We start from the raw sequence: 26,357 nt of genomic DNA, 5'->3' as shown, positions 1-26,357 counted from the left end.
GGAGAGGTCAGGCGTTCGGCAGGTCCAGGACCCTGCACTCGACGAGCTGGCCGATCAGGTCCGCGACATCCGCGACCGCCTCGTCGACATCGATGCCGTACTCCTCGGCGAGCATGGCCCCGATGCCGGCCACCGAGCGCTGCCCGTCGACGCAGGCCAGGATGAAGGCCGCGGAGTCGGACAGCTCCATGGCGTTCGGCCCGACGGCGATGAGCGTCTTGTCACGGAACCTGCGGAAGCGTGCCGCCAGACCGAGCTGGGGCACGGCGTCGGCCGCTGAGGCGGTCAGGGACATCAGATCTCCACCCTCATGGAAAGGAGCTTGCACAGGGACATCACGTCACGGACCCAGGTGGCCGGGTCGTCCGGATCGAAGTCGCGCATCGTCTCGACCGCCCAGTAGCGCTCGTACGAGAGGGCCTGCGGAGCGGCCGCCTTCATGCGCCGGGCCCGCCACTTCACCAGTCGGCCGCACTCCCCCTGTGCGGCGACAAGGGCGTCCACCGCGTGTCCGAACGCCTGGCGGACCGACAGCACGGCGCTCGCCTCGTCGCCCGTGGCCAGCTGCCCGAGGGCGTCCTCGGCGAAGTCGTCGGCGTTGGTCAGGCAGTGGGTCACCACGGCCGCCTGGAACGCCGACTCCTCGATCAGCCGCTGCTGCCGGCGCACCCACTCCGCGCCGTTCAGCGGGCGGCAGACCAGCAGCCGCTCCAGCAGCTGCTCCTCGTCTCGGGTGAGCATCTGGCCGACGGTCCGGCCCTGGTCGAACTCCGCCCAGGACACCTTCGCGAGGATCTCCTCCACCTGGGCGGAGGTCCAGTACTTGACCTCCCAGCGCCGTTCCTCGGTGTAGAAGTGCTCCGTGGGCACGTCGGGATGGCTCAGCGGGACGCGGATCGTGCCGGAGGAGGCGCCGGTCCACGGCTTCTCGCTCACCAGGTAGATGTCGAGGTCGCTCAGGTCGTTGCCCCAGCCGCGGGCGAGGGAGCCGACGACGAACGCGGAGTCGTGGCTGTCGGGCAGCAGGTCGCGCCCGGCCAGTTCGTTCAAACAGCGGGTGAAGTCGAAACTCATGCGGGCGTTGGCCTTCCGGGGCGAGGGCGAGAGAGGGCTGGACATGGCTGGTGGCCTGCCACCGCACGCGCCGGTGGCAGGCCGGTGGCCCGGCTATTCGCCCGTCGCCGGGCCGGAGAGGGTGAGCAGTCCGAACTCGGTGGACTGGAACAGCAGTTCCTCGACGTCGGAGAGTTCGCACTCGGCGGCCGCCAGGAGCTGTCCGAGGGTGCGCTGTCCGTCGATGCCGTCGAGCAGCCGCTGCCACTGCGGCATCTCCTCGCCGTCGATGACGAACTGGATCTCGCCGTCGGTGACCAGGTAGCGCAGGAACGGTTCCTTCTGGTCGGTGAGCAGCAGGATCGAGTCGTCGAGCGCGGGTACGAGCGCCTCGTGCAGCTCGGGCCGCTGTAGTACCCGTGCCTCGATGCCGGCGCGCTCCGCGTCCCACTCCTCGACGATCAGTTCGACCGGGACGGGAGCGGGCAGGGCCTCCACCGGTGGCGTGGGCGGCTGCTGGAGCATCACGTCCAGCAGCCCGAGGTTGACCGCGCGCAGCAGGAACTCCACATGCCCGGAAGAGGGGTCCTGTTGCAGGGCGCGAAGGGTGGCACGCGCGTTGTCGGCGTCGAGGTACTCCTTGGCGTGCGGGCCGGAGAGGGCCTCTTCGAGCAGGGCGTCGCCGTCCGCCGCGAGCATGCCCGCGAAGGCGCGGTAGGTGTGGCGGATGCCGTCGCCGTAGAAGAACCCGACCTTGGTCCGCTCGGCGAACTCGGACGGGAGCACCCCGTCGAGGCCGTCGCGCAGCAGACGCTTGTCCCAGGTGAGCCGGGAGCGCAGCGACGGCGGGACACAGGCGGAGAGTTCCACCAGGCGGTGGTCCAGGAAGGGGACCCGGGCCTCGATGCCGCTGCCGGCGGCCGTGCGGTCCTCGTGCCAGCAGTTGTACTGCTGGACGTCGCGGTACTTCCAGCGGAGGTAGCGCTCGTAGGGGTCCTCGCCGGGCGTCCCGCGGCGCAGCACCTCGGCCCGCACGAGCGGCTGCGGGGACTGCTCCCACCAGGCCGCCAGGCCGCGGTGGCGGTGGCGGTCGTCGCGCAGCGCCATGCCGTCGATGCCGGACGCGAACTGCTCCCAGTCGTCGCCGAAGCCGGCGGTGTAGCCGCCGTTGAACTCGTCGCTGCCTCCGCCCAGCAGCATGCCCTTGATCTCCGGGAACCGGGCCTTGACGAAGCGGTACAGCTCCCGTTTGTAGAAGACCTCGGGACCGCACTGGGGGCTCTCCAGCAGCCACAGGAGGTTCTTCCACTCCTGCGCGGCAGGCACCCGGGAGACGTCGAAGAGGACCTGGTGGTTGTCGAGTCCGTAGTGCCGGGCGACGCGATGCCCGTACATGGCGTCCTCGTTGGCGAGGGTGCTGCCGTTGAGGGCGGTGAAGGTGCGGGGGCGGATGGTGCTGAGGGCGGCGATCGACGCGGAGTCGACGCCACCGCTGAGGAAGAGGCCCACCTCGGTGTCCGAGGTCTCGCACTCGCGCACCGAGTCGGCGAGTGCCTGCGCGTACCGCTCGGTGAATTCGGCGGGAGAGAGCTCGCCATGCAGATCCCCGGGGCGGGGGAAAGACCAATAGCGGTGATTCTTGGTACTTCCGTCACTCAGGTCGATCGTGACGATGGTCGCGGCCGGCACCAGTTCGACACCGCGGAACCAGGTATTGGGCGCGCCTTCCACGAAATCCGGCGCTCCGGTGAGCGCCTGGTCGGAAAGGGCGCTGTCCCAGTCGAGTTCGCGCGGGCAGGCCGGGTCCTCGAAGAGCGTCTTTATTTCGGATCCGAAGACAATGCGCTCGCTGTTCCGGTGGTGGAACAGCGGCTTGATGCCGAACCGGTCGCGGGCGAAAAGGAGGCGGTTCTGCTTGCGGTCGTAGAGGACGATCGCGAACATGCCCCGGACGTCGTCCAGGAACCGGAGGCCCTTTTGCTGGTAGAGATGGACCAGCACTTCGCAGTCGCCGGAGGTGCGAAGGCGGACGCCGGAAGGCAGGGTCGCGGCCAGCTCGCGGTGGTTGTAGACCTCGCCGTTGGCGATGAGGATCACGTCGCCGTCGGGGCTGTGGATCGGCTGGCCGCCGTTGGCGGGGTCCACGAGGGACAGTCGCGTGAAGGCCAGGCCGACCGGCCCGGTACGCAACAGCTCCTGATCGTCGGGGCCTCGATGGGCCACGGCCCGCGCCATGCGACGCAGAAGGCCGTCAGTGGCCGGCGAGAGCACCTGCCCATCGGTGCGGGCCAGACCTGCAAGGCCGCACATATTCACCTCACTCGATCTCGGAGTACCGCAGAAAAAAGATTTGCGCCGGGGCGCCGTGATCCAGAGGAACTCGGCGCCCCGGCGCTTACATCACACGACCGTGATCAGGACGGTCCCGAAGGCAACCTTCTTGGTGGCCGGCTTGGTGTACTTCTGCATGTGGAATCACCTCCTTTTCCTGGGGAATAGGCGAGCCATCAGGTTCCGGTGACCAGAGCCCGTCGGCTTCGCTGGAACGACACTATGCCGCCGGAGTCGATCAGCGCACCTTCAGCATCCTGCAATGCATGATGCTGAGCTCGATGCGGACTGGTAGCAGCAGAGTACGGTGAACGACAATCACTTAGGTCAACTTATTGGATTGGGAGTTCTCTCGTGGAATCCACTGCAGCGAGCGGGTCTAGGTCGCCTATGGCGAATCCATGGAGTGGGCTGCCGCCCGTGGAGGTCCATTGCCATGGGTTCGGTGACGTCGATTTCTCGGACTTCACCAAGGTCGACCTTGCGCGCCTCGACGCCTGGTGCGCGAGCGAGGGCGTCCTGAGCCTGCCCACGATGTACCTCCACCGGGAGCAGCTCGCGGAGTTCGAGACCTTCGTGCACGAGTACCACCGCATGCGGGGCGAGGGACTGCTGCCGCACGTCGCCGGCATCGCCCTGGAGGGGCCGCTCCTGGCCAGCCACGGCGGCACGCCCGCGGCGACCGTCTGGGCCCCGAGCAGGCACGAGTGGGAGCGCCTCGCGGCCCTCGGACCGTACGGACTCGTGTACACCGTCCTGTCGCCCGACGCGTTCTCGCCCGCTTCCGAACTCCACGACGAGCCCACCGCCCGCGACACCGGCTTCGACTGGCTCATCCCGCTCCTGATGGCCCACGGAATCCGTCCCGCGCTCGGCCACTTCACCCGTGCCGACCCGCTGCGCAGCGCGGAACAGGTCGACGAGATCGTCGAGACGGCCTGGCGGAGCGAGTGGTCGGGCAACGGCGTCCGCGTCGTCACCGACCACCTGTTCAACGACATGCCGTTGCTGATCCGGCACGCCTTCCGCAGCACCCGGGCGCGCGCCGAGCGGGACGCCGTCATCGCCTCCTACGACCTGCCCGCCTGGACCCTCGACCAGATGGCACGGATCGTCGGACCGGTCCCGGCGGCCATCATGCGCCAGGCGGCGGCCGGCCGTATCGGCGCCTGCGTCAACTTCGACGGGGAGCACGTCGACCTGGCCATCGCGGCCCGTGCCGTCCAGCTGATGGGCGTGGAGAACTCGATGATGATGACCGACCGTTGCGACTCCGCACGGCTCGGCGGCCAGGACCTGCACCACCGCGTGGACAACGCGCTCTGGTACCAGCAGGACGGGATCGTGGCGGCCGGTTCGGTGCCGCTGGCCCGTCAGATGGCGAACGCGCAGTCGCAGGGCCTGTCTCCCGAGGACGTCCGCACCCTCGCCGCGGGCACGGCGCACCGGGTGTTCGGACTGCCCGTCCGGTCGGAAGCCCGTCTCCCCGTCGCGTAATCCGAAGAAGGAGCCCCACATGCTTGACGCACTCGACCGGCTGGTCGTCGACTGGTCCGATCTCCCCAAGGCCCGCGCGCAGACCAAGGAGATCCTCACCGCGCTCTCCGAGGACAAGGCAGCTCTGACGCAGCTGCTGGAGCGGGCGCGTGAGGAGGAGGACCTCTTCGACAAGTGCGAGCACCACCGGCTGCTCGACAAGCTCGTCATCTACGACGCCCTGGACCGCGGTTTCCGTATCCGTGTGCACGTCTCGACCGAGGACCACCGGGACCGGCCGCATGACCACAGGTTCACCTTCACCTCGCTGATCATGCGCGGCCAGTACAAGCACGTGCGGCACGAACTGACCGGGCGCCTCTCGGAGGAGGACATTCCGCGCAGCGCCCAGGACGACTTCGATGCCGTTCCGACCGATCTGCGCGTGGTGCCGCGGTTCGTCACCCACGAGCAGGCGGGCAACTGCTACACGCTCCACCACAGCGAGATCCACACCACGTACACCACCCCGGACACCGTCTCGCTCTTCCTGCGTGGCCCCGCCGAGAAGGAGCGCTCGATCATCACCGAACGCGAGACGGGCCGCGTCTGGTGGCGCTTCGGCGAAGAGAAGGAAAAGGCCGAGCGCCGCGGCAGCAAGCGCATCAGCAAGGACTACTTCGACGAACTCACCGGCCGGCTGCGGGCCATGGAGGTGCTGTGATGGTGACCCGCCCCGGCGACGACCTGCTGGATCTCACCCCCTCGATCCTGCTGACCGCGCCCTCCGAGCAGGACATCGCCAAGGCCGAGGCGCTCATGGCCTCGCTTCCCAGGGTGCGCTGGGACGACCTGGAGGCGGCGGCGGAGATCACCGAGGCGATCGCCCGCCGGCTCGGCGACGACCGGGCGCTGCTGCGCACCCTCGTGGGCCGCGCGCTGCGCACCCCGGAGCTGCGCGAGAAGTTCGAGTGCCACGCGCTCGACGACAAGATCGTGATCTGGGACGACCAGGACAAGGGCCTGCGCATCCGTCTCCGGCTCGCCAACACCGACCAGTACGAGCGGGTCCACAACCACCGCTACAGCTTCACCGCCTACATCCTGCACGGCGCGTACCAGCACACTCTGTACGCGACCGACCAGCCGCTCGACGAGAGCGCCGACGTCTCCCGCTTCTGGCCGTACTTCGTGCGTGAGGAGCCGGCCGGCCGGTGCATCACCCTCGACCACGAGCAGTTGCACACCACCATCACCGAGCCCGAGACGATCTCGCTGATGATCCAGAGCCCCGCTCGCAAGCAGCGCGCCTTCATGATCCGCCGCGACGACGGGACCGTCTGGTACCGCCTGGGCGCCGCCGAGGAGTCCGCCGAGCGCCGGGCCGAGGTGCGTATGTCCGACGAGCGCATGCACCACTGGGTGTCGCGTCTCGAAACGTTCGGTCTCCTGTGAGCACGGCCTTCGGCCACCTCCGGTACGGCCCCTCCGCGTGGCAGCGCATCGACCTGTACGGGCCGGCGGAACCGGAGGACGGCACCGCGCCCGTCGCCGAGCCTTCGCAGGCCGCACCGGTGGTGCTGGTGCACGGCGGTTTCTGGCGGCACGACCGCACGGCGCAGGATCTGGAACCGCTGGCGTTCGCCCTGACCGAACGCGGCCACCGGGTCGCCGTCCTGGAGTACCGGCCGAGCTGGGACGGCGGGGCGTGGCCGGGCGCCGCGGAGGATTGCCAGGCCGCACTGCGCCTGCTCGGGCAGAAGGACGGCGCCTGGGACGGCGCGGTGCTCGTGGGCCACTCCGCGGGCGCCCATCTGTTGCTCGCCGCCCTCCAGGGGCAGGCCGGAGGGGCCCGCGTCGTGCTGCTCGCCCCGGTGACCGACCTCGCCGAAGCGGCCCGGCTCGGGGTGGGCGAGGGAGCGGTGGACGTCTTCCTGGCCGAGCACCTCGCCGCAGGCGGCGCCCACCAGGAGGCGACGCCCGTACTCGCGCCGGCCGACGCGTCCTCCGTCACGGTGGTGAGCGCGCGGGAGGACCAGGCCGTACCGGAGGAACTCACCCGCCACCAGCTGGGCCGGTGGGCCAAGGACGGACTGCGGCTGACGACGGTGTCCGTGCCCGGCGCGCGCCACATGCATCTGGTGAACCCGCAGCGCCCCGCCTGCCGGACCGTGCTGGAGCTCATCGGCGGCGGTGCCGCCACCGCCAGGAAAGAGGACAGGTGACCACGACGACCACCGCCGACCCGGTGCCGGCGGACCTCCACGCGCCGGGCACGGCCCGCTCGGCCGTGCTGCCGCGGGCGTTCGACTCCCTGACCGCGGATCCGCGCAAGCGGGACCTGTACCGCCTGGACACCTACGCGCGGGAGGGGCTGGAGCTGTTCGGCTCCCCCAGCGAGCGGGCCTGGCTGCACGCGAACACCTTCGTGGTCCTCAAGCCGGACGCCCTGGCCGGCCGGCGCGGCACGAGGGTGCTGGAGATCCTCGAGGAAGAAGGCTGGAAGCCCTTGGCGGCCCGGCCCTTTCACTTCGACCCGGTCCTGACCAGGGAGATCTGGCGCTACCAGTTCAACGCCGCCTCGCAGCAGCGGATCGCGGTGGTCGACCACCTGCTGGACTCCGGCCCGTCCGCGCTCGTCCTGCTGCGGGACACGCGCAGAGCGGGATCCGGCCTCCCCGCGAGCGTCCGGCTGACCGCCGCCAAGGGCGCGGCCGATCCCGCCTCCGCCCACGGCCGTGACCTGCGTACCCGGTTCGGCCGGGTCAATGGGCTGTTCAACTTCGTCCACACCCCGGACGAACCGGCCGATCTGGTCCGGGAGCTGCGGCTGTTCACCTACCGTACGGGGACCGCGTGGCTGCGCGGCGCGCTCACGCAGAGCCCGCCCGTCGAGGGGCAGCCGTGCCCGGCCCGGAGCCTGGTCGCCGAACTGGAGCGGGACGTGCCGCTGCACGACCTGGCGGCGCAGCCGAGCCTCGGCCGGCTCGCCGGGCGTACGGACCGGTGGGGCGCGCTCGCCCGCGAACACCGCACACGCGACGCGGTCCGGCACTGGCTGACGGCCCTGAGCGATACGGAGCTGCCCCCGGGCGCTGCCCGCTGGGACGTCCTGTCGGTGCTGACAGAGTGGATCGACTGCAACGAACCGGGTGTCGCGCCGCTGCTCGCCACCGTCGCGGCCGCCGCTTGGAGGAACAAAGAGTGAGCGCCCTTCCCCCCGCCCCGCAGGCCGTGGTCTTCGACTGTGACGGACTGTTGGTCGACACCGAGGTCTGCTGGACCAGGGCCGAGACCAAGATCTTCGCCGCACATGGCCACGACTTCGGTTCGGAGCAGAAGGCCCTGGTCATCGGCCGTACGTTGCAGGGTGCGGGCGAGGCGATGGCCGAGTACTTCGGCCGGCCCGGAGCCGGTCGCGAGCTCGCCGCCGAACTGCTCGGCCTGGTGCGCGAGGAACTGGCGCAGGGGGCCGACGCCCTGCCCGGCGCCGCCGGACTCGTCGAGCGCTGCGCCGCGGCCCTTCCGGTGGCGGTGGCCAGCAACTCCCCCCGGGAACTGCTCGACACCGCGCTCATCTCGTCCGGTCTCGCCGAGTACTTCCCGGTGTCCTTCGCGGCCGACGAGGTGACCACGGCCAAGCCGGCCCCCGACCTCTATCTGGTGGCGTGCGAGACACTGGGCGCCCTCCCGGGCCGTTCGGTCGCCTTCGAGGACTCCGCCACCGGCATCGCGTCGGCCCGGGCGGCGGGCCTCTACGTCGTCACCGTGCCCTCCCTGCCGGGCGCCGTGCTGGACCACGACTGGCTGGTGTCCTCACTCGCCGACGCCGAACTCGTCCGCTGGGCGGAAGGTCTGGGCGACGGTGTCCGGCAGTGATGACCCGCTGATCTGCCTGTGCGCGCGGGTGCCCGAGAGCGAGATCATGGCGGCGATCGGGGCGGGCTACCGCGACGCGGCGGCGGTATGTGACGAGACGGGCGCCGGATCCGGCTGCGGGGGCTGCGTGGCGGAGGTCGAGGACCTCATCGCCTGGACGGATTCCGCCACGCGCGCCTGACCCGCCGGGCCGGTCCCACAGACCCTCACCGGCAGAATTCAGCCGCCCTGACCTGCACTGTGTCTCAAAACCGTACTGCCTACCGCCTGGTAGGAAACATACGCTTACTCCTCCTTGCTCAATTCGGCGGTGGCCGAATGCGGCAGGTGCGGCGACGACAATTCGCGGGGCAGAGCGCGGATTCTGTGATGTGGCCAGGTTCGTCGTCCGCAATATCCTCGTGTGGAAACAGGGATCAGACCGCCGAAGGCCACGACGGCTGATCTGCTTACGCGTGTCAGCGCGGAGGGGGCAGTGTGAGCAACACAACACTGAAGCAAATAGAAGTTGCTGACGTCAAACCAGAAGACGCGGACCCAGAGCGTGTGTACGCTCTGGCCGCCCGTCAAAGGCACGTTCAGCTGAGCGGCTTGAGCCAAACGCTCGGCTGGAACGGGGAACGCACAGCCGCCGCCGTCGAGAAGCTGTGCCGCTACAACCTGCTGGTGCCGGTCCATCAGGACGGAGAGACTTTCAGCGTCTCCACTCCGCGCCATGCGGCATCGAGACTTCTCGCACCGCTCGACCGGCAGATCGAGAACCTGGAACGCGAGGCGTTCCGGCTCCGCGCCGACCTCGGCAAGTACCAGGACGCCTACACCGAGGCGGTCGCCGGCTCCGACCGGAACCTGGAGTTCGTCACCCTGGTCGGCCACGACGCCATAAACGCCGAGCTGGAGCGGGCTGCCGCACGGTGCGAGGAGGAGGTCCTCACGGCCCAGCCGGGCGGAGGCCGGAGCGCGGAGAGCCTGAAATCGGCCTGGACGGCCACCAAAGACATGCTGGACCGCGGCATCCGCATGCGCACGGTCTATCAGCATTCCGCCCGTTTCAGTCCGGCCACCAGGCGCTACGTCAACCAGGTGACCGAGTACGGCGGTCAGGTCCGAAGCCTCGAGCAGATCACCGAGCGCCTCATCATCTTCGACCGCAAGGTCGCTTTCATCCCGGCCCGCAGCGATCGCAAGGCCGCCCTCGCCGTCTATCAGCCGGCCGTAGTGGAATTCCTGGTCGGCATCTTCGAGCGGGCCTGGATCCTGGGAACTCCCTTCCCCTCCCGAAACCGCGCCCCAGATGTACAGGTCCTGCTCTCGGATGTCCGCCTGTCCATCATCAAGCTGCTCGCCGACGGTGAGACGGACGAGACCATCGCCCGTCGCATGGGATTGAGCGTGCGGACCTGTCGCAGCCATATCTCCAAGATGTACGAGACATTCGGAGTGCGCAGCCGCTGCCAGTTGGGCGTCTTCATCGCCAACTCGGGTCTGCTCGACGCGGGGACCGTCGACATGGTCGGCGAAGACGCGAGCTGACAGTGACCATGCAATATCCGCAATTCCCGAAGCGTAAAAAGTCAGCGATATCGGCAAGCCGTGCAAGACCTGTGACTGCCGCGATCGCTGCCATTCTCATGGAGGTGGGGGACCGGTGACGGCCGACCAGACGATCAGACCTGATGACTCAGCGGCCATCAGCCGGGCGGCGAAAGGGGCATCCCTCTTCTGGCGGTTCTGGACCGCATCGACGATCAGCGGGGCCGGCGACGCGGTCACCACAGTCGCCCTGCCCCTCCTCGCCGTCAGTGTTCTGCACGCGTCGAATTTCGAGGTGAGTCTCCTCCCGGCGGCCCAGTACGCCGCCTGGATCGCGATCGGTCTGCCCGCAGGTGTCATCGTGCAGCGCCTGCCGCTGCGCGGCACTCAGGTGGCCATGGACGTCATCAGGGCCGTCGCCGTCCTGTCCGTGCCCGTCGCGGCTCTCCTTGGCGTCCTGCACCTGGCGCAACTCGTCGTCGTCGCCCTGGTCGTGGGCCTGGCGACGGTGGTGTTCGACGTCGGCAACTCCACCTTCCTTCCGTCGATCGTCAGCAAGGAGGAACTGACCGCGCGCAACAGCCTCACCTCCGGCTCCGCCGCCGCCACCCAGATGGGCGGCCCCGCGGTCGGCGGTGTGCTGGTCCAGCTGTGCGGCGCGGCCGTCAGCCTCGTCTTCGACGCCGTCAGCTACCTCGTCTCCGCAGTGCTCCTGCGCAGCCTGCCGAGACCCGCGCATCCCGCGTCGGCACAGACCAAGCGGGAGCCGACCCTGGCGCTCATCAAGGAGGGCTGGCACTTCGTCGTCCGCCACAAGGTCATCCGGCTCTGCGCGGCCGCGGCGACCCTGGTGAACTTCACCCTCGGTGCGCTCATGGCGCTCATCCCCGTCTTCCTCGTCAGAACGCTCGACGTCCCGGCGAGCCTCGTCGGCGTCCTGATCGCCACCGAGGGGCTGGGCAGCTTCATCGGGGCCGCCGTGACCACTACCCTGGCCAACCGTTTCGGCAGCGCCCGCGCGATCCTGTACTCCACCCTGGTCGGTGCCTGCGCCACCCTTCTGCTGCCCCTGGCCGGCAGCAGCTGGAGCCTCCTCCTGTTCGCCCTCGGCAACGTGGGCGTCGGCGCGGCGGCGGTGGTGCTCAGCGTTCTCGCCCGCACCCACCGCCAGACGGTCACCCCGCCCGAACTTCTGCCCCGTGTCATGGCCACCGTCCGCTTCGTCTCCTGGGGAGCGGTCCCCGTCGGCGCCCTGACCGCTGGTATCGCCGGCACACTCCTCGGCAGCCGCGGCGCCCTTTGGCTGATCGTCGCCATCGGCTTCCTGACCCCGCTGTCCCTGTGGACCAGCTCCGTCCGCGGGCGCAGGGACCTGGTCTGAGACCGGCGCCCGGGTGAGCGCCGCATCGTGTGCGGCGTATTCGCCTCATCTCCCCTCCGGACCAGCCCGACCGCAGGTGATCGCCGAGGCGCCACAGGTACCGGGCCCGACCTGGACGGCGAACGCGTCGCCCGCCTCAAGCTGCGAGCCCAGGGCACGGACGGGGCCCTGCGGTGAGCCCTTCCACCCTCCCCGGATACCGGTCCGACACAGGCATCGCCCTGCCACATCGCGCCCTGGGCTTACGCACTGACGCTTCTACCGTCTTCCCGCGCTTCGAACTCTTCGCGTGCGCGTTCGACGGCGGGCATGTTCCGCGAGGCCCACGCCAGCAGCACGTCAACGGGGTGGCGGAGGGTCTTGCCGAGGGGCGTGATCCGATACCGGACCGCCACGGGGCGGGTGGAGACGACCTCGCGCTCGATCACACCGTTCCGCTCAAGCCGGCGCAGTGTCGCGGTCAGCGACTTCTGCGTGACCTGAGGGATGGCCCGGCGCAGTTCGTTGAAGCGGCACGGGCGTTCGCAGAGCTCGTTGAGGACGCTGAGCGACCACTTGTCGAGGATCTGGTCGAGCAGTTCGCGGTGCGGGGTGTCGATGCGGAGTTCGTCGTCGGTATCCATGGTGAAACCTGGTCTCGTTGAAGTGTCCTTCTTCTACTAGGTAGCTTACGGATACCTGCCGAGGAGGAGAGAAACCCATGACCGTTCAGCACTTCACGCCGGAAGGCATGCCGCAGCCGGTCCCCTACCACCATGTCGCCGTGGGCACCGGGACGAAGCACATCCACGTCAGCGGCCAGGTCGCGCGCCAGGCCGACGGGACTCCGGTGGCACCCGGCGATCTGGCCGGGCAGGTCGCGCAGGCACTGCGCAACACCGCCGTCGGACTGGCGGGCGCGGGCGCGTCGTTCGTGGACGTGCTGCGCTTGACGTTCTACGTGACCCGGTGGAGCCCGGAGAAGATCGGCGACTTCATGGCCGGTGTGGAGGCCGTCGCCGAGGAGATCGGCCTCCGGCTTCCCATGCCCCCGGCCTCCCTCATCGGCGTCGAGTACCTCTTCGAACCGGACGTCCTCGTCGAGGTCGAGGCGACCGCGCTCCTGGACTGACCCCTTCGAGGGGGCTCACGTGGCACCGGCACGGCCACGCGAGGAAGGCCGCACCGGGACGCCTTCGCTTGGATGTCCTCGCCCGCCGAACCGAGTTGATCACCGAGGGCAGGCCCGTCAGCAGCCGCTGGCCCGGCTTGCTCTCGCGGTAGGACGGCGAATACCAGGCTCCGCGACCCTGGACTGAGCACTGACAACGGGCCTGCTGCCATGGGCCGTTGAGCGATGAGTGTCCGACTGTGCGACAACGTAGACGCGCAACCGCGACGGGCGGACCGACGAGGGGCGTCATCGGGGGCGATCCTGGCCCGTCGAACTCGGCGCCCCCGCCCCGCCGTCCGACATACTTCGAGACGCTCAAGACAGTCGAGACGCTCGAAGCGCTCGACGTGTCCGAAGCGCCTGAAGTGCTCGGTTCGTGAGGGGAGAACGGCGTGCGGCTTCGCTGTGCGGTGCTGGACGATTTCCAGGGTGTGGCCATCGAGTCGGCCGACTGGTCGGTGCTCGGGGACGCGGTGGAGGTCGTATCGATGCGGGAGCACCTGGCCGACGAGGACGCGCTCGCGGCGGCGCTCGCCGGGTACGACATCGTCGTCACCCTGCGCGAACGCGTCGCCTTCCCGGGCTCGTTGCTCGCCCGGCTGCCCCGGCTGCGGCTGATCGTGGCGACCGGGATGCGCAACACCGTGATCGACTACGCCGCGGCCGAGAAGCACGGCGTCACCGTGTGCGGGACGCAGAGCTCCGGGACTCCCCCGGTCGAGCTGACCTGGGCGCTGCTGCTGGGGCTCGCCCGGGGGATCGTCCAGGAGAACACCGCGCTGCGCACCGGCGGGCCCTGGCAGTCCACGGTCGGCGCCGATCTGCACGGCGCCCGTCTCGGTGTGCTCGGGCTAGGCCGGATCGGCACCGCGGTCGCGCGGGTCGGGCTCGCCTTCGGGATGCGGGTCGGCGCGTGGAGCCCGCGGCTGACCGAGGAGCGCGCGGCGGCCGCCGGCGTGGAACTGGCCGCTTCCAAGGAGGAGTTGCTGGCGAGCGGCGACTTCGTCTCCGTGCATGTGCCGGGCGGCGACCGCACCCGGGGGCTGATCGGCGCCGCCGAACTCGCCCTCCTGAAGCCGACCGCCTACCTGGTCAACACCTCCCGCGCCTCGGTCGTGGACCAGGACGCGCTGCTCGCCGCGCTGCACGAGGGCCGGATCGCGGGTGCCGGCATCGACGTCTTCGACATCGAACCCCTGCCCGCCGGCCACCCGATGCGCACCGCGCCCCGCCTGCTCGCCACCCCGCACCTCGGCTATGTCTCCGCGGCCAACTACCGGACGTACTTCTCCCAGGCAGTGGAGGACATTCGGTCCTATCTGGCGAAATCTCCGGTACGACAATTGCCGTGAATCCGCCGAGAACGGATACCTGTCTGTTGAAAGGGTGATCCCCCGCCGATCACCGTGACCCCTGTCGGACGGCCGCGTTGAACGGAAAGTGCGACGGCAGGACCAGCCGTCGCGTATCCCGAGCGACAGGAGGAACGTGATGTCTCGCATCGCGAAGGCAGCCGCCGTGGCCCTCGGCACCGGTGCCGTGGTGATCGGTGGGGCCGGGCTGGCTCTGGCCGACGCGGGCGCCCAGGGCGCGGCCGTCGGCTCGCCCGGTGTGCTGTCCGGCAACGTGATCCAGGTTCCGGTCAACATCCCGGTGAACGTGTGCGGTGACAGCATCGACGTCATCGGTCTGCTGAACCCGGCCTTCGGCAACACCTGCGTCAACCAGGGCGGCGCCCTCGCGCAGCCCAGCGCCGGCTACGGCGGCTGAGGCCCCGTACACGCACCGCGAAGAGCCCCGGCACCTCCGAGCGCCGGGGCTCTTCGCGCGCGTCACCGGATTCGAACTCCCCCGTGCGCGCGGGCGCGAGGTCACGCGTACCGGTAGACCCCGCTCATGTCCTCCAGCTGATCGGGTGTATCGCTCCACGGCGGCAGCTTCTCGTGCCGGGCGACGACCCGGCCGTGCTGAGCGTCGCCGGTGCCGGGCGGATCGGCCGGCAGATAGCGGTGGCTGCTGTGCGCCTTCTGCCAGCGCTCCCACTGCATGTCGAGGTAGGCGTGATGGAGCCAGAACACCGGGTCGTTGACCGACGCGGCGCCGAGCATCGCCCCGCCGACCCAGCGGTGCACCCGGTTGTGGTTGTGCCAGGAGGCGCTGCCGCTGCCGGTGCCCCAGCCCTCCAGCTTGTTCCGGAAGCCCTGGGTGACGGTCGAGTCCCAGGGCCGTACGTCGTAGACCGGGTCGTTCAGCGCCCAGTTCACGTCGTCCTTCGTGGGCAGCTGGAGGGGTGCGGCGGCGCGGCCGAGGTCGCGGGTGAGGTAGCGGCCGTCGGTGACGCCCTCCCGGATGGTCCAGTTGCCCGTCGAATAGGCGAACGGACCGGTCGTCACCTGCCGGTCGGAGCCGCGGCCGTTGCCGCCGAGCAGGTCCTTGGTCCAGGGCACCGAGGTCGCCGTGCGGTCCCGGGTCCAGTCCCAGTACGGCAGGGTCACCGCGGAGTCGACACGGCGCAGCGCGTTCTCCAGGTCCAGCAGGAACCGGCGGTGCCAGGGCAGGAAGGACGGCGCCATGTGGGCGGCCCGCAGTTGGGTCTCGCCGTCGGCGGCGAAGTACGCGATGTGGGTGCGCACGAACTCGTCGTACTGGCCGCGCCGCTTGACCTCCAGCAGGGCGTCCACGAATCGTTTCCGCTCGGCCGAGGTGAGGGCGCCGGCGTTCTTACGCACGTACGCCATACCGGCCCCCCGTCGCCGTGCCCGCACCCATGTCCATACCGCTCGTGTCCGCGCCGCCCACGCCGGTGCCGCCCATGTCCATGCCGCTCATGTCCATGGTCACGCCCATGCGGTCCATCATGTCCTTGACGCCGTCGGGCAGCGTGCCGTCCAGCGGGCCCGGGGCCATGTCGTTCAGCCGCTGGCCGGGGCCGAGTTCGTCCACCGCGGCCCGCGCCGCCTCCAGGGGCGTGCGGTACGACGTGTAGTGGTCGACCATGCTCAGCCAGGTGCCGTCGGCCCGCCGCATCAGATGCAGCGGACGGCCGTCGACGGTGATCCGCCAGGCGTCGTCGGACGTGCTGCGTCCGGCGCTCGGCAGCCGGACGCCCTGGATGCGCCGGCCCCGGTACGTCTCGTCGAAGGAGTCACCGCCGGCCACCGGGGGCACCGGCCGGGCGGCGGCGACGACCGGCGCGAGGGCGAGGGCGGCGACGCAGGACAGCAGCCCCCGCGTCACCCGCCTGCGCCCAAGCCCGGCCGTCGTATCCGCTCTGACCTGCTCTGTTGCGGCCGCCGCAGCTGCGTCGTCGCCGTCGACCATCGCACTCTCCTCGTCCGGGAACAGATGTCGTACCCGCTAACGGACAAGGAGGGGCCGGGTCACCGGCGTACGGCCGAACGGCGCTGGTGAGGGAGCCCTGCGGGTTACCTGGCCGGGCTCACGCCCAGGTCGCCGCCGGCCACGGTGCGCAGGGCCGGGGCGAGCAGGCCGGCCTCGGGGAGCCGGGGGGCGGGCAGGCCGAACAGGTGCGGGTCGGGCGCGGTCAGGGGGGCGCCCAGGTTCAGACCGGGTCCGGCGGTGTGCAGGGCGGCGGCGGGGGCGTCGAGGCCGAGCCGGTCGCCGAGCGGATGCGGCAGCGGCGCCCGCAGATCGGCGCCGGGCAGCGTCGCGCCGATCGGCAGCCGCGGCAGGATCGGCTGGGGCAGCAGCCGGCCGGTGACATAGCGCGGCCCGTCGGGCGCGCCCGGGGTCGGCACCGGCAGCTCCAGGGTGGCCTCGGGCATCCGTGTGCCGAGCGAGTGGGAGACACCCTGGAGCGGTACGGGCACGGGGATCGCGCCGGCCGCGGCGGCGGGGGCGGTCGCGCTCACGGCTGCCGCGACACCGGTCAGCGCGGCGGCGAGGGTTCCTCGGGTGGTCGGTTTCATCGCGGGTACGGCCCTTTCCGGATGCGGGAGTTCGGCGTCCGTATCGCGTAACGGGCTTCGCCGGGACGGAGAACGGGGCGGCGCGGCAATTCCCCCGGCTGCCGTAATAGTCGGCTGATCGTCAGCTGGTCGTCCTGGCGTGCGGTGGGCCGGCCGCACTCGCCACCAGCCCCACCGGTCCCGCCGACCGGCCGGTCACACGACCGACCGGCCACACCACCGGCCGGTCACACCCACCTGCCGGTCACACCGCGTACGGCCCCTTGCCCGCGTCGCCGTATGCCGGGGCCTCTGCCCTCGTCCACGCCGTCAGCCACGCAGGCTGGTGGCCGGGAGCACGACATGCGCGGCGGCGTGCAGGGTCTCCGGGGCGCCGGCGAACGCGGCCAGCACGTCCGGCTGTACGACCCTGCCGGGCGCGCCCTCGGGCCAGGCGCGGGTGGTGAACACCAGGTAGGCGAACCCGCGGGCCCGGACGGCGGCGAGCCACTCGGGCGGTGCGGGGGCCTGCGCGATCAGCCGCGGCATCCGTACGACGGCCTGCCCGGCCTCCACCAGCAGGGTGATGGGGAGGCTGGGCCGGTAGGTGCCGTCGACCAGGTCGCCGCCGACCGGCAGTCCGTTGCTCACCAGCAGCTGCTCGACCGCGGCCGCGGTGACCTGGGGGCCGCCCGCGGCGTCCCCCAGGGAGTAGGCCAGCAGGTAGGGCATGTCGGTGCCGTCGGGGGCCGCGCCGCTCCAGGGCAGCACGACCAGCGTGCCGAGGTCGGCGGGGCGCAGTTCCGTGGGGGTTGAGGTCACCGCGCGACCATACCGACGCGCCCGGGGGCGGCCCGGCGGCTTCTCACCCGTCCGGACCAGTGGACCGGGGGGCTCCACACGAACGAGGGAAGCGGCCGCGAAAGGGGCGGGGCCGGTACCGCGGATGCGGTACCGGCCCCGGGTGCGCGGGGGGTGTCAGCCCTGTAGAGGCAGGCCGCCGAGCAGCGGGTTGTGCTGGTTCAGCGCGGTGGTGGCGCCCTTGACCGTGTGCAGCACGGAGTCCTTGTCCTCGGTGTCGAGGGCGTTCGACTGGTGCTGGAGCGGCATCAGGTCCCGCAGGGTGTAGTCACCCTTGGCGAGCTGGTCGACGGCGCCGTTGAGGCTGGAGGGCGTCAGGTCGGAGGCGTTGTAGGCGAACGCGGGCGCGGCGACGCCGGCGAGGGCAACGGAACCGGCCAGGACGGCGGCAGCCTTCAGGGACTTCATCGTGTTCCTTTCTTCGGCAACGACGTGTCCAACGAGCGCCGGGGCGGGGCGGAAACCCCGTGGCCGAGAAGACATATGAACATGCCTCGGCCGGAAGGGAACACGATCCGGGCGGGCCCCGGGGCCGGGCCCCGGGGCCGCACCGGGGTCAGCCGGCCGCGGGCGCCGGGGTGCTCGGCAGGGCGGGCACGCTGGGGAGCGTCGTCGGCGTGGGGGTCGGGGTCGGCACGCCGATGCCGAGGGCGGAGAGGAGCTTGTCGACCAGGGCGTTGCCGGTGGCGACCACCTGGTCGACGTCGGAGACGGCCGCGTTCACCAGGGCGTCCACCGCGGCGAGGACATCGCCGACGAGGTCACGGGCGACGGGCACGCTGCGGGCCATCCCCTGCGGGGCCGGGTCGAGCGGCGCGGCGGGCGAGGCGGCCGGCTGGGGCGCCGCCGACTGGGACTCGGACCCCGAGGGGACGGCCGCGGGCGCCGAAGGAGCGGCGGGAGTGGCGGGGTTGGCCGCTGCGGCCGGGGTGGCCGCCTGGGCCGGAGCGGCGGCGGCCGTCGGCTCGCCCGGAGCCTGCGCCCCGCCGGGCCTCCCCTGCGCCATCGCCCGTACAACGGCCTGCTTCGCCGCGTCGCCGAGTCGCTCGGCCTCCGCCGCGGACAGCCGGCCCTTCGTCAGTGAGCGGTCGAGCAGTTGGACGACCGGCTTGGGCAGGGCGCCGGCGTGGTCGAGGGCTCTGACCTGAGCGAGGAGTTTCGCGGCACCGGGCAGGGCGGCCTGGGAGGCGGGGGCCTCGCCATGGCCGCGCGCCGCGTCGACGGCGACGGCGACCGGGCCGGTGATCGCGGCGATGACGGCGGCGCTCAGGACGGTGGACGCGAGGCGCCGTACGGGCAGAGCACGCATGCGGGTTCCTTTCGGCTGGGCTTCCGGGGCCTGAGCCCACCGTCAGTTCGCCCCACCCGCCCCGCAACCGCTCGCTGCGCCAGGTGCCCCGTCCGGGCCCGCCGCTGCCCCGTCCGGGGGAGGGGCGGACATGAGAACCGGCCGCCCACCACCGCGACGGATGCGCGGGGTGGACGGCCGGTCGAAGGGGTGTGCGCCCCGGACGTCAGCCGTTGACGCAGGTGTTGCCGAACGCCGGGTTCAGCAGACCGATGACGTCGATGCTGTCACCGCAGACGTTGACCGGGATGTGGACCGGGACCTGAATGACATTGCCGGAGATGACACCGGGCGAGTTGGCGGCAACGCCGTCCGCGCCCGAGGAGGCGGCGGCGGCACCGGCGGCGCCGGCGACGGCCGCGACGGCGGCGGAGGTCAGGACCAGACCCTTCGCGATACGCGACATGGAGAGGTGCTCCTTGGAATAGACACAAACATCCGGGCGGATGCCCGGCGTTGTGTCAACGCGTCCCGCTCCCCCGGGTTGTGCCGCCAAAGGAGTGATGTGCGACGGGAGCCGCCCGGAAGGAGGCCGGCCGCCCATGCCGAAAACCCCCGCACGCGGGTGCGCGGGGGTCCTGGGCGGCGGGTGCCGGACGCTCGGGGTCCGGCACCCGGCGGGTCACCGACGGGCGGTCGCCCGGCCGCGGCGGTACAGCACCGCACCTGCCATGATCAGCGCGGCGCTGGCGGCCGACGTCGCGATCATGGCCTGGGCGTTGCCGCCGGTGTGCGGCAGGGTGGGCGGCTCGTCGTGGCCGTACGAACCGGGCGGGGTCGGCTCGTCACTGCCGTAGGAGGTCGGGGTCGGCGTCGGCTCGTCGCTGCCGTACGACGTGGGGGTCGGCGTCGGCTCGTCGCTCCCGTAGGAGGTCGGGGTCGGCGTCGGCTCGTCGCTGCCGTAGGAGGTCGGGGTCGGCTCGTCGCTCCCGTAGGACGTGGGAGTCGGCGTCGGCTCCGGGCTGCCGTACGACGGCGGCGTGGGCTCGTCGTGGCCGTACGACGTGGGGGTCGGCGTCGGGTCCGGCTTGCCGTAGGAGGCCGGGGTCGGCTCGTCGTGGCCGTACGAGTCGTTGCCGTAACCGGTGGGGTGATGGGTGGCCGAATGGCCGACATTGGCACAGGAGTTGCCGAACGCGGGGTTCAGCAGCGCGGCCACGTCCACGGAGTTGCCGCAGACATTGACCGGCACGTGCACCGGGACCTGGATGCTGTTGCCGGACAGCACACCCGGTGAACCCTGGGCCACTGACTGCGCGTTGGAGTCGGCGAGCGCGGCCGTGCCGTACAACGAAAGCACGCCGGTCGCGGCAGCTGCGGCCACGACCATGCCCTTGCTGAGGGTCTGTCGCAATCTCGTAGTCTTCCTACTCGAACTGCTCGAAGATGTGGGAAGGCCGGCCCCGGGCCAAAAGATCTATGGATCGACGGTCCGAGGCCGGCCTGAACGCAGCCGGCCGGCTGGCGTGCGGTGGGTACCGAACGTCAGCCGTTGGCGCAGGTGTTGCCGAACGCGGGGTTCAGCAGACCGATGACGTCGACGGAGTCGCCGCACAGGTTGATCGGGACGTGCACAGGGATCTGGATCACGTTGCCGGACAGCACGCCAGGGGAGTTGGCGGCGACGGCACCGGCCCCGGCGTCGGCGAAGGCGGGGGCGGCCCCGCCCAGCGCCAGGAGGGCACCGGCGACGACTGCAGCGCTCTTCTTCATGGAATTTCCCTTCTCTGACGGTCATGCCCCTATGAGCGGTCGAAACCGAGCGAGCACAGCCTTGAACGGCTCGCACCATGACCGGCAGGTTGTAAAACGAGGCATAGACAGCCCGAGAAACCCTGGAACGTCCCCAGCCCCCTAATTCACTCGAACGCCCCCATAGAATTGACACCTTGGACGATTAACGGATAGGTGCTTCTTCGGGAAGACCGACAAAAACGTCCGGGCGCCGCACCGGAAAATCGGTGCGGCGCCCGGACGGCACTCGGGGTGAGACCTGTTCAGCTGCCGACGGCGCCGTTGCCCGCCAGGACGGAGATGTCGTCCGCGATGTGCGAGAGCGGCTCGTCGTCCTTGGCCTGCGTGGAGTTCTCGGCGCACTGCTGGATCTGCTGCGACGACAGCACGGGGATGTCCTGGACACCGACGTTGACCAGGGCGAGCACCGACTGGACGTCCGCCTTCACCGGCAGACCGACGCACAGGTCGTTGAGCGAGCCGCCCACCAGGGTGGCCTGCGGGCTCAGGTTGCCGCGGGTCACCGCGTTCCCGTACGACTCATGGGCGCCGTTGCCACTGGCCGACGTGGTGCCCGTGTCGTTGCCGATGGCAAGCGCCTGGGGGGCCGCCGCCGCAGACACACCAATGAAAGACGCGGCGACCGCCGCCGCGGCCATTGCCTTCTTCAGCATTTCGCATTCCTTTCCCGGCTTTCGCCAAGACGCATGTTCCTGCCCTGGCATCAACCGGGTCGCCGCCGTTTGGTTGCGGGACGTCACCCGATCGGATCGTCCGGAGGTATCCGGGACATTCGCCGGCCGATCGCGGACTCTCGGCTTTATGTGGGCCATTGGAGTGAACGAGGGCAACCCGTGCGGGTGCGGAACCGTTGAACCAGATCGCTCCGGTGGACGGGGTGTCTTCAGAAGGGAACAGCAAGTGATCAAGAAGGTTCTGGCCACCGCCGCGGTCGCCTCCGCCGTCGTCGGTGCCTCCGCCGCCGCCGCGGCCCCGGCCCTGGCCATCGGCAATGACACCGGTACGACGTCCTACAGCGGCAACGGCGCCGCGCAGACGTACGGCAACTCGGCCACCTACGGCAACATGAGCCCGCAGATGGCGCTCATCCAGGGCTCGTTCAACAAGCCCTGCATCGGTCTGCCCGCGAAGGCGGACCTCCAGTCGCTGGTGGGCCTGGTCAACGTCGGCGTGCAGGACATCCCGATCCTGTCCTCGCCGCAGACCCAGCAGTGCACGGAGAACTCCACGCAGGCCAAGGGCGACGAGGCCCTGTCGCACATCCTGGACGACATCTCCGCCCTGTCGGGCAACGGTGCCGCGGGCAGCTGACGGACGAAGCCCCGCGACGGCGGGCCACCGGTTCCCCCGGTGGCCCGCCGTTTCGTCGTCCCGGCGCCGGTTCGAGCCGGTTCGAGCCGGTTCGATGGGGGGACGTTCATCCATTCATCCGACCACGCTGCTCCGAACGGGGCAAACGCCGCAACCACGGCCGCACCGAGCCAGTTGACGGTCACGCAGCTCCTCCCCGGAGTCCGCCTTTCGAAAGGGAACGAACATGAAGAAGCTGTGGGCAACCGCGGCCGTTGCCGCCTCCGTCGCCGGTCTCGCCGGTGCTGCGGCTCCCCAGGCCCTCGCCATCGGCAACGACCACGGCACCACGTCGCTCAGCGGCAACGGCGCCACGTCGTCCTTCGGCAACTCGGCCACCGCCGGCAACATGAGCCCGCAGCTCTCGCTGGTCGAAGGCTCGCTCAACAAGCCCTGCATCGGCCTGCCGGCGAAGATCGACGCCCAGTCGCTGGTCGCCCTGGTCAACGTCGGTGTCCAGGACATCCCGATCCTGTCCTCGCCGCAGACCCAGCAGTGCACGGAGAACTCCACGCAGGCCAAGGGCGACGAGCCGCTCTCGCACATCCTGGACGACATCTCCGCCCTGTCGGGCAACGGCGCCGTCGGCAGCTGACGGACGAAGCCCCGCGACGGCGGGTCACCGGTTCCCCGGTGGCCCGCCGTTCCGCTGTGTCCGGCACCTCGGCGGGCCCGGGCGCCGCAGGGCCGGAGAACGGGCTAGGAGACGATGTCCTTGCGGGCGAAGCCCCGGAAGGCCAGCGCGAACAGCACGAGGGCGCAGGTGACCGAGAGCGCGGCGCCCTGGATCATCCCGGACCACTCGGCGTGCGGCTGCACGGCGTCGGCCCAGGCGAACTGCCAGTGCGCGGGCAGGAAGTCGCGCCAGTGGCCCAGCGCGGTGACGGCGTCCAGGACATTGCCGACGATGGTCAGCCCGACCGCGCCGCCGACCGCGCCGAGCGGGGCGTCCGTCCTGGTCGACAGCCAGAACGCGAGCCCCGCGGTCACCAGTTGGGACACGAAGATGTACGCCACCGCCACCACGAGCCGCTGTACGGCCGTGCCGGGGTCCAGCTCGCCGCCGGTGGGTATCCGGAGCGGCCCCCAGCCGTAGGCGGCGGTGCCGACGGCGAGGGCGACGAGCGGCAGCAGCACCATCGCGGCGAGGCTCAGCCCGAGCGCCACGACCAGCTTGGACCACAGCAGCCGGGCCCTGGGCACGGGCGCGGCCAGCAGATACCGCAGCGAGGACCAGTTGGCCTCCGCGGCCACGGTGTCCCCGCAGAACAGGGCGACCGGCACGACCAGCAGGAAGCCGGCCGAGACGAACAGGTTCACCGCGGCGAAGTTGGCCCCGGACGCGGTGGCCGTGTCCATCAGGGTGACCTGGCCGTCCCGCCCCGAGGGGTGGCCGACGGCGAAGGCGATCACCAGCACGAACGGCAGTACGGCGAGCAGCGCGCCCATCACCAGGGTGCGGCGCCGCGTGAGCTGGCGGACCAGCTCCACGCGCAGGGGCAGGGTGGAGCGGGTGCGGTAACCGGAGGCCACCTCGGTGAGCGTGCTCATGCGGAACCTCCGATCAGGGTGAGGAACGCGTCTTCCAGGCGGCGGTGCGGGCCGACCGAGGCGACGGGTACCGACAGCTTCACCAGCTCCACGACCAGCCGCTCGGCGGTGCCGCCCGTCGCCAGGCGGATCAGCAGCCCGTCGTCGGTGCGCACGGCGGAGGCGACGCCGGGCAGGGCGGCCACCTTCTCCACCACCGGCCCCTCCACGGGGCCCGCGGTGCCGACGAGCAGGGTGTCGCCGGAGCCGATGATGTCCCGCACCGGTCCGGCCTGGACGAGCCGGCCGCGGTCCATCACCACGAGGTGGGTGCAGGACTGCTCGACCTCGGAGAGGAGGTGGCTGGAGACGATCACGGTGCGTCCGGCGGCCGCGTAGCGGATCATCACCTCGCGCATCTCGCGTATCTGGGGCGGGTCGAGGCCGTTGGTGGGCTCGTCCAGGATGAGCAGATCGGGCAGGCCGAGCATGGCCTGGGCGATGGCCAGGCGCTGGCGCATGCCCTGGGAGTACGTGCGCACGGCGCGGGCGAGGGCGTCGCCGAGCCCGGCGATCTCCAGGGCTTCGTCCAGCCGGGCGTCCTCGGCGGGGCGGCCGGTGGCCCGCCAGTACAGCTCCAGGTTCTCCCGCCCGGACAGGTGCGGCAAAAAGCCCGCGCCCTCCACGAAGGCGCCGACCCGGGAGAGCACCGGGGCGCCCGGGCGGACGGCGTGCCCGAAGACGCGGATCTCGCCGCCGTCCGGGGTGATCAGGCCCATCAGCATGCGCAGGGTGGTGGTCTTGCCTGCGCCGTTGGGCCCGAGCAGCCCGAGCACCTGGCCGCGCTCGACGCGGAAGGACAGCTCGCGCACCGCGTACCGGTCGGCGGATCGGGCGTACCGCTTGCTCAGGTCCTGGATGACCAGCGGAACCTCGGCCAGTGCCGCATCGGGCGCCGGGGCGGCCGTACGGCGGCGGGCGGTCAGCAGCAGGGCGGCCGCGATGGCCGCGCCGGCCGGCGGCAGCCACCACACCCAGGAGGGCAGCGGGGCCGCGGCGGTGCGCACGGCGGGCGCGGTCGGCACGCTCAGCGCGCTCTTCAGGGCGACGGTGTACGTGGCCGGGGCGGCCGGTGAGGCGTAGCCCAGGTCGGTGGCGGCGAGGACCAGGCGGAGCCGGTGGCCCTTCTGCACCTCGTGGTCGATCGCCGGGAGGGTGACCGTGACGTCCTTGCCGCCCTTTGCGCCGGTCACCCGCAGGGGGGTGACGAGCTGGGCGGGCAGCACCTGGTGCGTGCCGTCCGGGCCGACGTCGTAGACCTTGCCGAACAGGACGGCGTCGCCGCTGGTGGAGGTCACCTGGACGCGGGCGGTCGGGGTGCCGGTGATCTGCAGGGTGCGGGTGAGCGGCGCGGAGTCGAAGCGGGCGTACTGGCCGGGGAAGTCGAGGGCGGTGCCGAGGCCGAGCGCGGACAACTGGCCGAGGCCGCCGGAACCGCCGAGGCCGGGCAGCGCGGAGACGGCGGGCGGGCTCGCGCCGGCCGGGTTGGCGAAGTGCTGGGTGCGGCCGGACAGGGCGATGGTGTGCCGGTCGGCGCGCAGACCCGGGTAGGCGTCCGCGCTCGCGCCGCGCAGCTGGGCGGTGCCGTCCGTGGAGTCGACGCCGCCGGTGCGGGTGACGCGGAAGGCGGGGCCGGTGTCGGCGGACCGGTCGCCCTTCAGGTACCGGTCGAACCAGGCGCGCACCCGGTGCTGGACGCGGCCGGTCTCCAGGTCGCCGCCGTCATGGCCGCCCGCGATCCAGTCGACGTCGACGGGGGCGCCGTTGGCCTCGATGGCGTGCGCGGCGGCGTCGGCCTGGCCGAGCGGGAAGAGCGAGTCGGTCTGGCCCTGCACCAGCAGGGTGGGCACCTTGATCCGGGAGCCGACGGCGGACGGCGAGCGCTCCTGGAGCAGGGCGCGGGCGGCCGGGTCGGGGGTGCCGGAGGTGGCGACCCGTTCGTACATCCGGCACAGGGCGGGCTCGAAGCGGGCGCAGCCGCCGCCCTCGCCGAAGAAGACCCCGGCCCACAGCTTCTTGTAGACGCCGTCCGGGAACAGGGCGTCGGCGAGGTTCCAGTAGGTCAGGGCCGGGGCGATGGCGTCCACCCGCGGGTCGTGGCCCGCGGCGAGCAGGGAGACGGCGCCGCCGTACGAACCGCCGGCCACGCCCACACGGGGGTCGCCGGGCTTGTCGAGCCGTACCTGGGGCTGCTTCGCGAGCCAGTCGATGAGCCGGGAGACGTCGGCGACCTCGGTCTTCGGGTCGTTCAGCCCGATCTTTCCGGTGGATCGGCCGAAGCCGCGCGCGGACCAGGTCAGGACCGCGTATCCGTCGCGGGCGAGGTCCTCGGCCTGTTCGCGCATGTCGTCCTTGCTGCCGCCGAAGCCGTGCGCGAGCAGGACGGCGGGCCGGCGTCCCGCGGGGCCCGCGGTGAAGTACGAGGTGTCCAGGCGCACGCCGCCCGGCATGGCCATCGTCCGGTCGGCGCGGTGCACGGGTTCGGGTCCGCCGGAGGCGGCCGCCGTCCAGGTCCCGGCGCCCGCGAGCACCACGACGGCGGCCGCGGCGGCCACCAGCCGCCGCGGTCCCCTGAGCAGCCCTCGCAGCCGGGCCACACGAAGATCCATGCCTCAACGGTACGGGCCGCCACTGACATCCGCCGGACCCCCCAGGGCGGAACCGGGGCCCCTCCCCGGGGAGTAGGGCCGGCGGTCTCGTACTTCATCCGTGGTAGCGCGGCGCGGCCCCCCGGTACCG

29 protein-coding genes and 1 pseudogene are annotated in these 26,357 nt (G+C 71.2%); 14 read left to right on the top strand and 16 right to left on the bottom strand.

The window, feature by feature from the left end; all coding sequences use genetic code 11:
• Positions 1 to 7 precede the first annotated feature (7 nt).
• The 3 genes from GHR20_RS23530 to asnB are packed head-to-tail and all read right to left on the bottom strand — an operon-like array spanning position 8 to position 3,363.
• Positions 8 to 295, bottom strand: coding sequence for a PqqD family protein (locus tag GHR20_RS23530; RefSeq protein ID WP_111584551.1), 288 nt, complete (start codon positions 293 to 295; stop codon positions 8 to 10).
• Positions 295 to 1,119 carry a hypothetical protein gene (locus tag GHR20_RS23525; protein ID WP_153814304.1) on the bottom strand — a complete coding sequence of 275 codons (825 nt, stop codon included), beginning with the start codon at positions 1,117 to 1,119 and terminating at the stop codon, positions 295 to 297. Before GHR20_RS23525 ends, GHR20_RS23530 begins: the two co-directional genes overlap by 1 nt.
• 48 nt (positions 1,120 to 1,167) lie before the next feature.
• On the bottom strand, positions 1,168 to 3,363 hold the full coding sequence (gene asnB, locus GHR20_RS23520; protein WP_153814303.1) for an asparagine synthase (glutamine-hydrolyzing): 2,196 nt from the start codon (positions 3,361 to 3,363) through the stop codon (positions 1,168 to 1,170).
• A gap of 441 nt (positions 3,364 to 3,804) precedes the next feature.
• Here asnB and GHR20_RS23515 point away from each other — a divergent pair, with 441 nt between their 5' ends.
• From GHR20_RS23515 to GHR20_RS23475, 9 genes are all read left to right on the top strand, one after another.
• Complete coding sequence (locus GHR20_RS23515) at positions 3,805 to 4,881, top strand: hypothetical protein (RefSeq protein ID WP_208446853.1); 1,077 nt, start codon at positions 3,805 to 3,807, stop codon at positions 4,879 to 4,881.
• 19 nt (positions 4,882 to 4,900) lie between these two features.
• The gene (locus tag GHR20_RS23510) at positions 4,901 to 5,584 is read left to right on the top strand and encodes a hypothetical protein (RefSeq protein WP_148023697.1); all 684 of its coding nucleotides are present in this window, start codon (positions 4,901 to 4,903) and stop codon (positions 5,582 to 5,584) included.
• Complete coding sequence (locus tag GHR20_RS23505) at positions 5,584 to 6,315, top strand: hypothetical protein (protein ID WP_153814301.1); 732 nt, start codon at positions 5,584 to 5,586, stop codon at positions 6,313 to 6,315. Before GHR20_RS23510 ends, GHR20_RS23505 begins: the two co-directional genes overlap by 1 nt.
• The gene (locus GHR20_RS23500) at positions 6,312 to 7,085 is read left to right on the top strand and encodes an alpha/beta hydrolase (RefSeq protein ID WP_194858969.1); all 774 of its coding nucleotides are present in this window, start codon (positions 6,312 to 6,314) and stop codon (positions 7,083 to 7,085) included. Before GHR20_RS23505 ends, GHR20_RS23500 begins: the two co-directional genes overlap by 4 nt.
• Complete coding sequence (locus tag GHR20_RS23495; RefSeq protein WP_153814299.1) at positions 7,082 to 8,068, top strand: nucleoside-diphosphate kinase; 987 nt, start codon at positions 7,082 to 7,084, stop codon at positions 8,066 to 8,068. The genes GHR20_RS23500 and GHR20_RS23495 overlap by 4 nt, the downstream gene beginning before the upstream one ends.
• Entirely contained in the window at positions 8,065 to 8,739 is a 675-nt protein-coding gene (locus GHR20_RS23490; protein WP_153814298.1) for an HAD family phosphatase, read from the top strand. The genes GHR20_RS23495 and GHR20_RS23490 overlap by 4 nt, the downstream gene beginning before the upstream one ends.
• Positions 8,726 to 8,920: a (2Fe-2S)-binding protein gene (locus tag GHR20_RS23485; RefSeq protein ID WP_153814297.1), complete on the top strand. Its 195-nt coding sequence runs from the start codon at positions 8,726 to 8,728 to the stop codon at positions 8,918 to 8,920. Before GHR20_RS23490 ends, GHR20_RS23485 begins: the two co-directional genes overlap by 14 nt.
• Before the next feature lie 296 nt (positions 8,921 to 9,216).
• On the top strand, positions 9,217 to 10,272 hold the full coding sequence (locus GHR20_RS23480) for a LuxR C-terminal-related transcriptional regulator (RefSeq protein WP_153814296.1): 1,056 nt from the start codon (positions 9,217 to 9,219) through the stop codon (positions 10,270 to 10,272).
• A 115-nt stretch (positions 10,273 to 10,387) separates the two neighbouring features.
• Entirely contained in the window at positions 10,388 to 11,653 is a 1,266-nt protein-coding gene (locus GHR20_RS23475) for an MFS transporter (RefSeq protein ID WP_243878116.1), read from the top strand.
• A gap of 242 nt (positions 11,654 to 11,895) precedes the next feature.
• Here GHR20_RS23475 and GHR20_RS23470 read toward each other — a convergent pair whose 3' ends face one another.
• Positions 11,896 to 12,276: a helix-turn-helix domain-containing protein gene (locus GHR20_RS23470; protein WP_111584540.1), complete on the bottom strand. Its 381-nt coding sequence runs from the start codon at positions 12,274 to 12,276 to the stop codon at positions 11,896 to 11,898.
• Positions 12,277 to 12,353: 77 nt separating this feature from the next.
• On the opposite strand from GHR20_RS23470, the gene GHR20_RS23465 reads away from it, so the two are divergent.
• The 3 genes from GHR20_RS23465 to GHR20_RS23455 all read left to right on the top strand — a co-directional run bounded on the left by GHR20_RS23465 (position 12,354) and on the right by GHR20_RS23455 (position 14,576).
• The gene (locus tag GHR20_RS23465) at positions 12,354 to 12,764 is read left to right on the top strand and encodes a RidA family protein (RefSeq protein WP_153814295.1); all 411 of its coding nucleotides are present in this window, start codon (positions 12,354 to 12,356) and stop codon (positions 12,762 to 12,764) included.
• 434 nt (positions 12,765 to 13,198) lie between these two features.
• Complete coding sequence (locus GHR20_RS23460) at positions 13,199 to 14,158, top strand: D-2-hydroxyacid dehydrogenase family protein (RefSeq protein WP_153814294.1); 960 nt, start codon at positions 13,199 to 13,201, stop codon at positions 14,156 to 14,158.
• Between the two features lie 139 nt (positions 14,159 to 14,297).
• Positions 14,298 to 14,576: a chaplin gene (locus tag GHR20_RS23455; RefSeq protein WP_111584537.1), complete on the top strand. Its 279-nt coding sequence runs from the start codon at positions 14,298 to 14,300 to the stop codon at positions 14,574 to 14,576.
• Between the two features lie 101 nt (positions 14,577 to 14,677).
• On the opposite strand, the gene GHR20_RS23450 is transcribed toward GHR20_RS23455, so the two are convergent.
• The 10 genes and pseudogenes from GHR20_RS23450 to GHR20_RS23405 form a co-directional block, all read right to left on the bottom strand.
• Entirely contained in the window at positions 14,678 to 15,544 is an 867-nt protein-coding gene (locus tag GHR20_RS23450; protein ID WP_181516425.1) for a tyrosinase family protein, read from the bottom strand.
• Between the two features lie 157 nt (positions 15,545 to 15,701).
• Positions 15,702 to 16,043 (bottom strand): annotated as a pseudogene (locus GHR20_RS37665) (tyrosinase cofactor); the annotation flags it as partial.
• Between the two features lie 188 nt (positions 16,044 to 16,231).
• The gene (locus tag GHR20_RS23440; protein ID WP_111584536.1) at positions 16,232 to 16,735 is read right to left on the bottom strand and encodes a hypothetical protein; all 504 of its coding nucleotides are present in this window, start codon (positions 16,733 to 16,735) and stop codon (positions 16,232 to 16,234) included.
• A 309-nt stretch (positions 16,736 to 17,044) separates the two neighbouring features.
• Positions 17,045 to 17,536, bottom strand: a complete 492-nt coding sequence (locus tag GHR20_RS23435) for a DUF5949 family protein (RefSeq protein WP_111584535.1) — start codon at positions 17,534 to 17,536, stop codon at positions 17,045 to 17,047.
• Between the two features lie 156 nt (positions 17,537 to 17,692).
• Complete coding sequence (locus GHR20_RS23430; RefSeq protein WP_111584534.1) at positions 17,693 to 17,983, bottom strand: hypothetical protein; 291 nt, start codon at positions 17,981 to 17,983, stop codon at positions 17,693 to 17,695.
• A gap of 148 nt (positions 17,984 to 18,131) precedes the next feature.
• On the bottom strand, positions 18,132 to 18,884 hold the full coding sequence (locus tag GHR20_RS23425; protein ID WP_153814292.1) for a hypothetical protein: 753 nt from the start codon (positions 18,882 to 18,884) through the stop codon (positions 18,132 to 18,134).
• 205 nt (positions 18,885 to 19,089) lie between these two features.
• Positions 19,090 to 19,329 (bottom strand): chaplin, encoded by a 240-nt coding sequence (locus tag GHR20_RS23420; protein ID WP_111584533.1) that lies wholly within the window; start codon positions 19,327 to 19,329, stop codon positions 19,090 to 19,092.
• 216 nt (positions 19,330 to 19,545) lie between these two features.
• Entirely contained in the window at positions 19,546 to 20,277 is a 732-nt protein-coding gene (locus GHR20_RS23415) for a chaplin family protein (protein WP_153814291.1), read from the bottom strand.
• Positions 20,278 to 20,408: 131 nt separating this feature from the next.
• Positions 20,409 to 20,636 (bottom strand): chaplin, encoded by a 228-nt coding sequence (locus GHR20_RS23410; protein WP_111584531.1) that lies wholly within the window; start codon positions 20,634 to 20,636, stop codon positions 20,409 to 20,411.
• A 284-nt stretch (positions 20,637 to 20,920) separates the two neighbouring features.
• Positions 20,921 to 21,331, bottom strand: coding sequence for a rodlin (locus tag GHR20_RS23405; RefSeq protein ID WP_111584530.1), 411 nt, complete (start codon positions 21,329 to 21,331; stop codon positions 20,921 to 20,923).
• Positions 21,332 to 21,578: 247 nt separating this feature from the next.
• Between GHR20_RS23405 and GHR20_RS23400 the strand changes: the two genes are divergently transcribed.
• Together GHR20_RS23400 and GHR20_RS23395 are read left to right on the top strand one after the other, a co-directional pair.
• Positions 21,579 to 21,989, top strand: a complete 411-nt coding sequence (locus tag GHR20_RS23400) for a rodlin (RefSeq protein WP_093677378.1) — start codon at positions 21,579 to 21,581, stop codon at positions 21,987 to 21,989.
• 226 nt (positions 21,990 to 22,215) lie between these two features.
• Positions 22,216 to 22,623, top strand: coding sequence for a rodlin (locus GHR20_RS23395; RefSeq protein WP_145485417.1), 408 nt, complete (start codon positions 22,216 to 22,218; stop codon positions 22,621 to 22,623).
• 104 nt (positions 22,624 to 22,727) lie between these two features.
• Here the strand turns inward: GHR20_RS23395 and GHR20_RS23390 are convergent, their stop codons facing one another.
• Both GHR20_RS23390 and GHR20_RS23385 read right to left on the bottom strand, forming a co-directional pair.
• Positions 22,728 to 23,579 (bottom strand): ABC transporter permease, encoded by an 852-nt coding sequence (locus GHR20_RS23390; protein ID WP_148023683.1) that lies wholly within the window; start codon positions 23,577 to 23,579, stop codon positions 22,728 to 22,730.
• Positions 23,576 to 26,227, bottom strand: a complete 2,652-nt coding sequence (locus GHR20_RS23385) for an alpha/beta fold hydrolase (RefSeq protein ID WP_194858968.1) — start codon at positions 26,225 to 26,227, stop codon at positions 23,576 to 23,578. Before GHR20_RS23385 ends, GHR20_RS23390 begins: the two co-directional genes overlap by 4 nt.
• Between the last annotated feature and the right edge of the window lie 130 nt (positions 26,228 to 26,357).

The organism is Streptomyces sp. SUK 48 (genome assembly GCF_009650765.1).
GTDB lineage: Bacteria > Actinomycetota > Actinomycetes > Streptomycetales > Streptomycetaceae > Streptomyces.
Note: the sequence above shows the minus strand (reverse complement) of the source record. Positions and strands in the feature narration are given on the sequence as shown.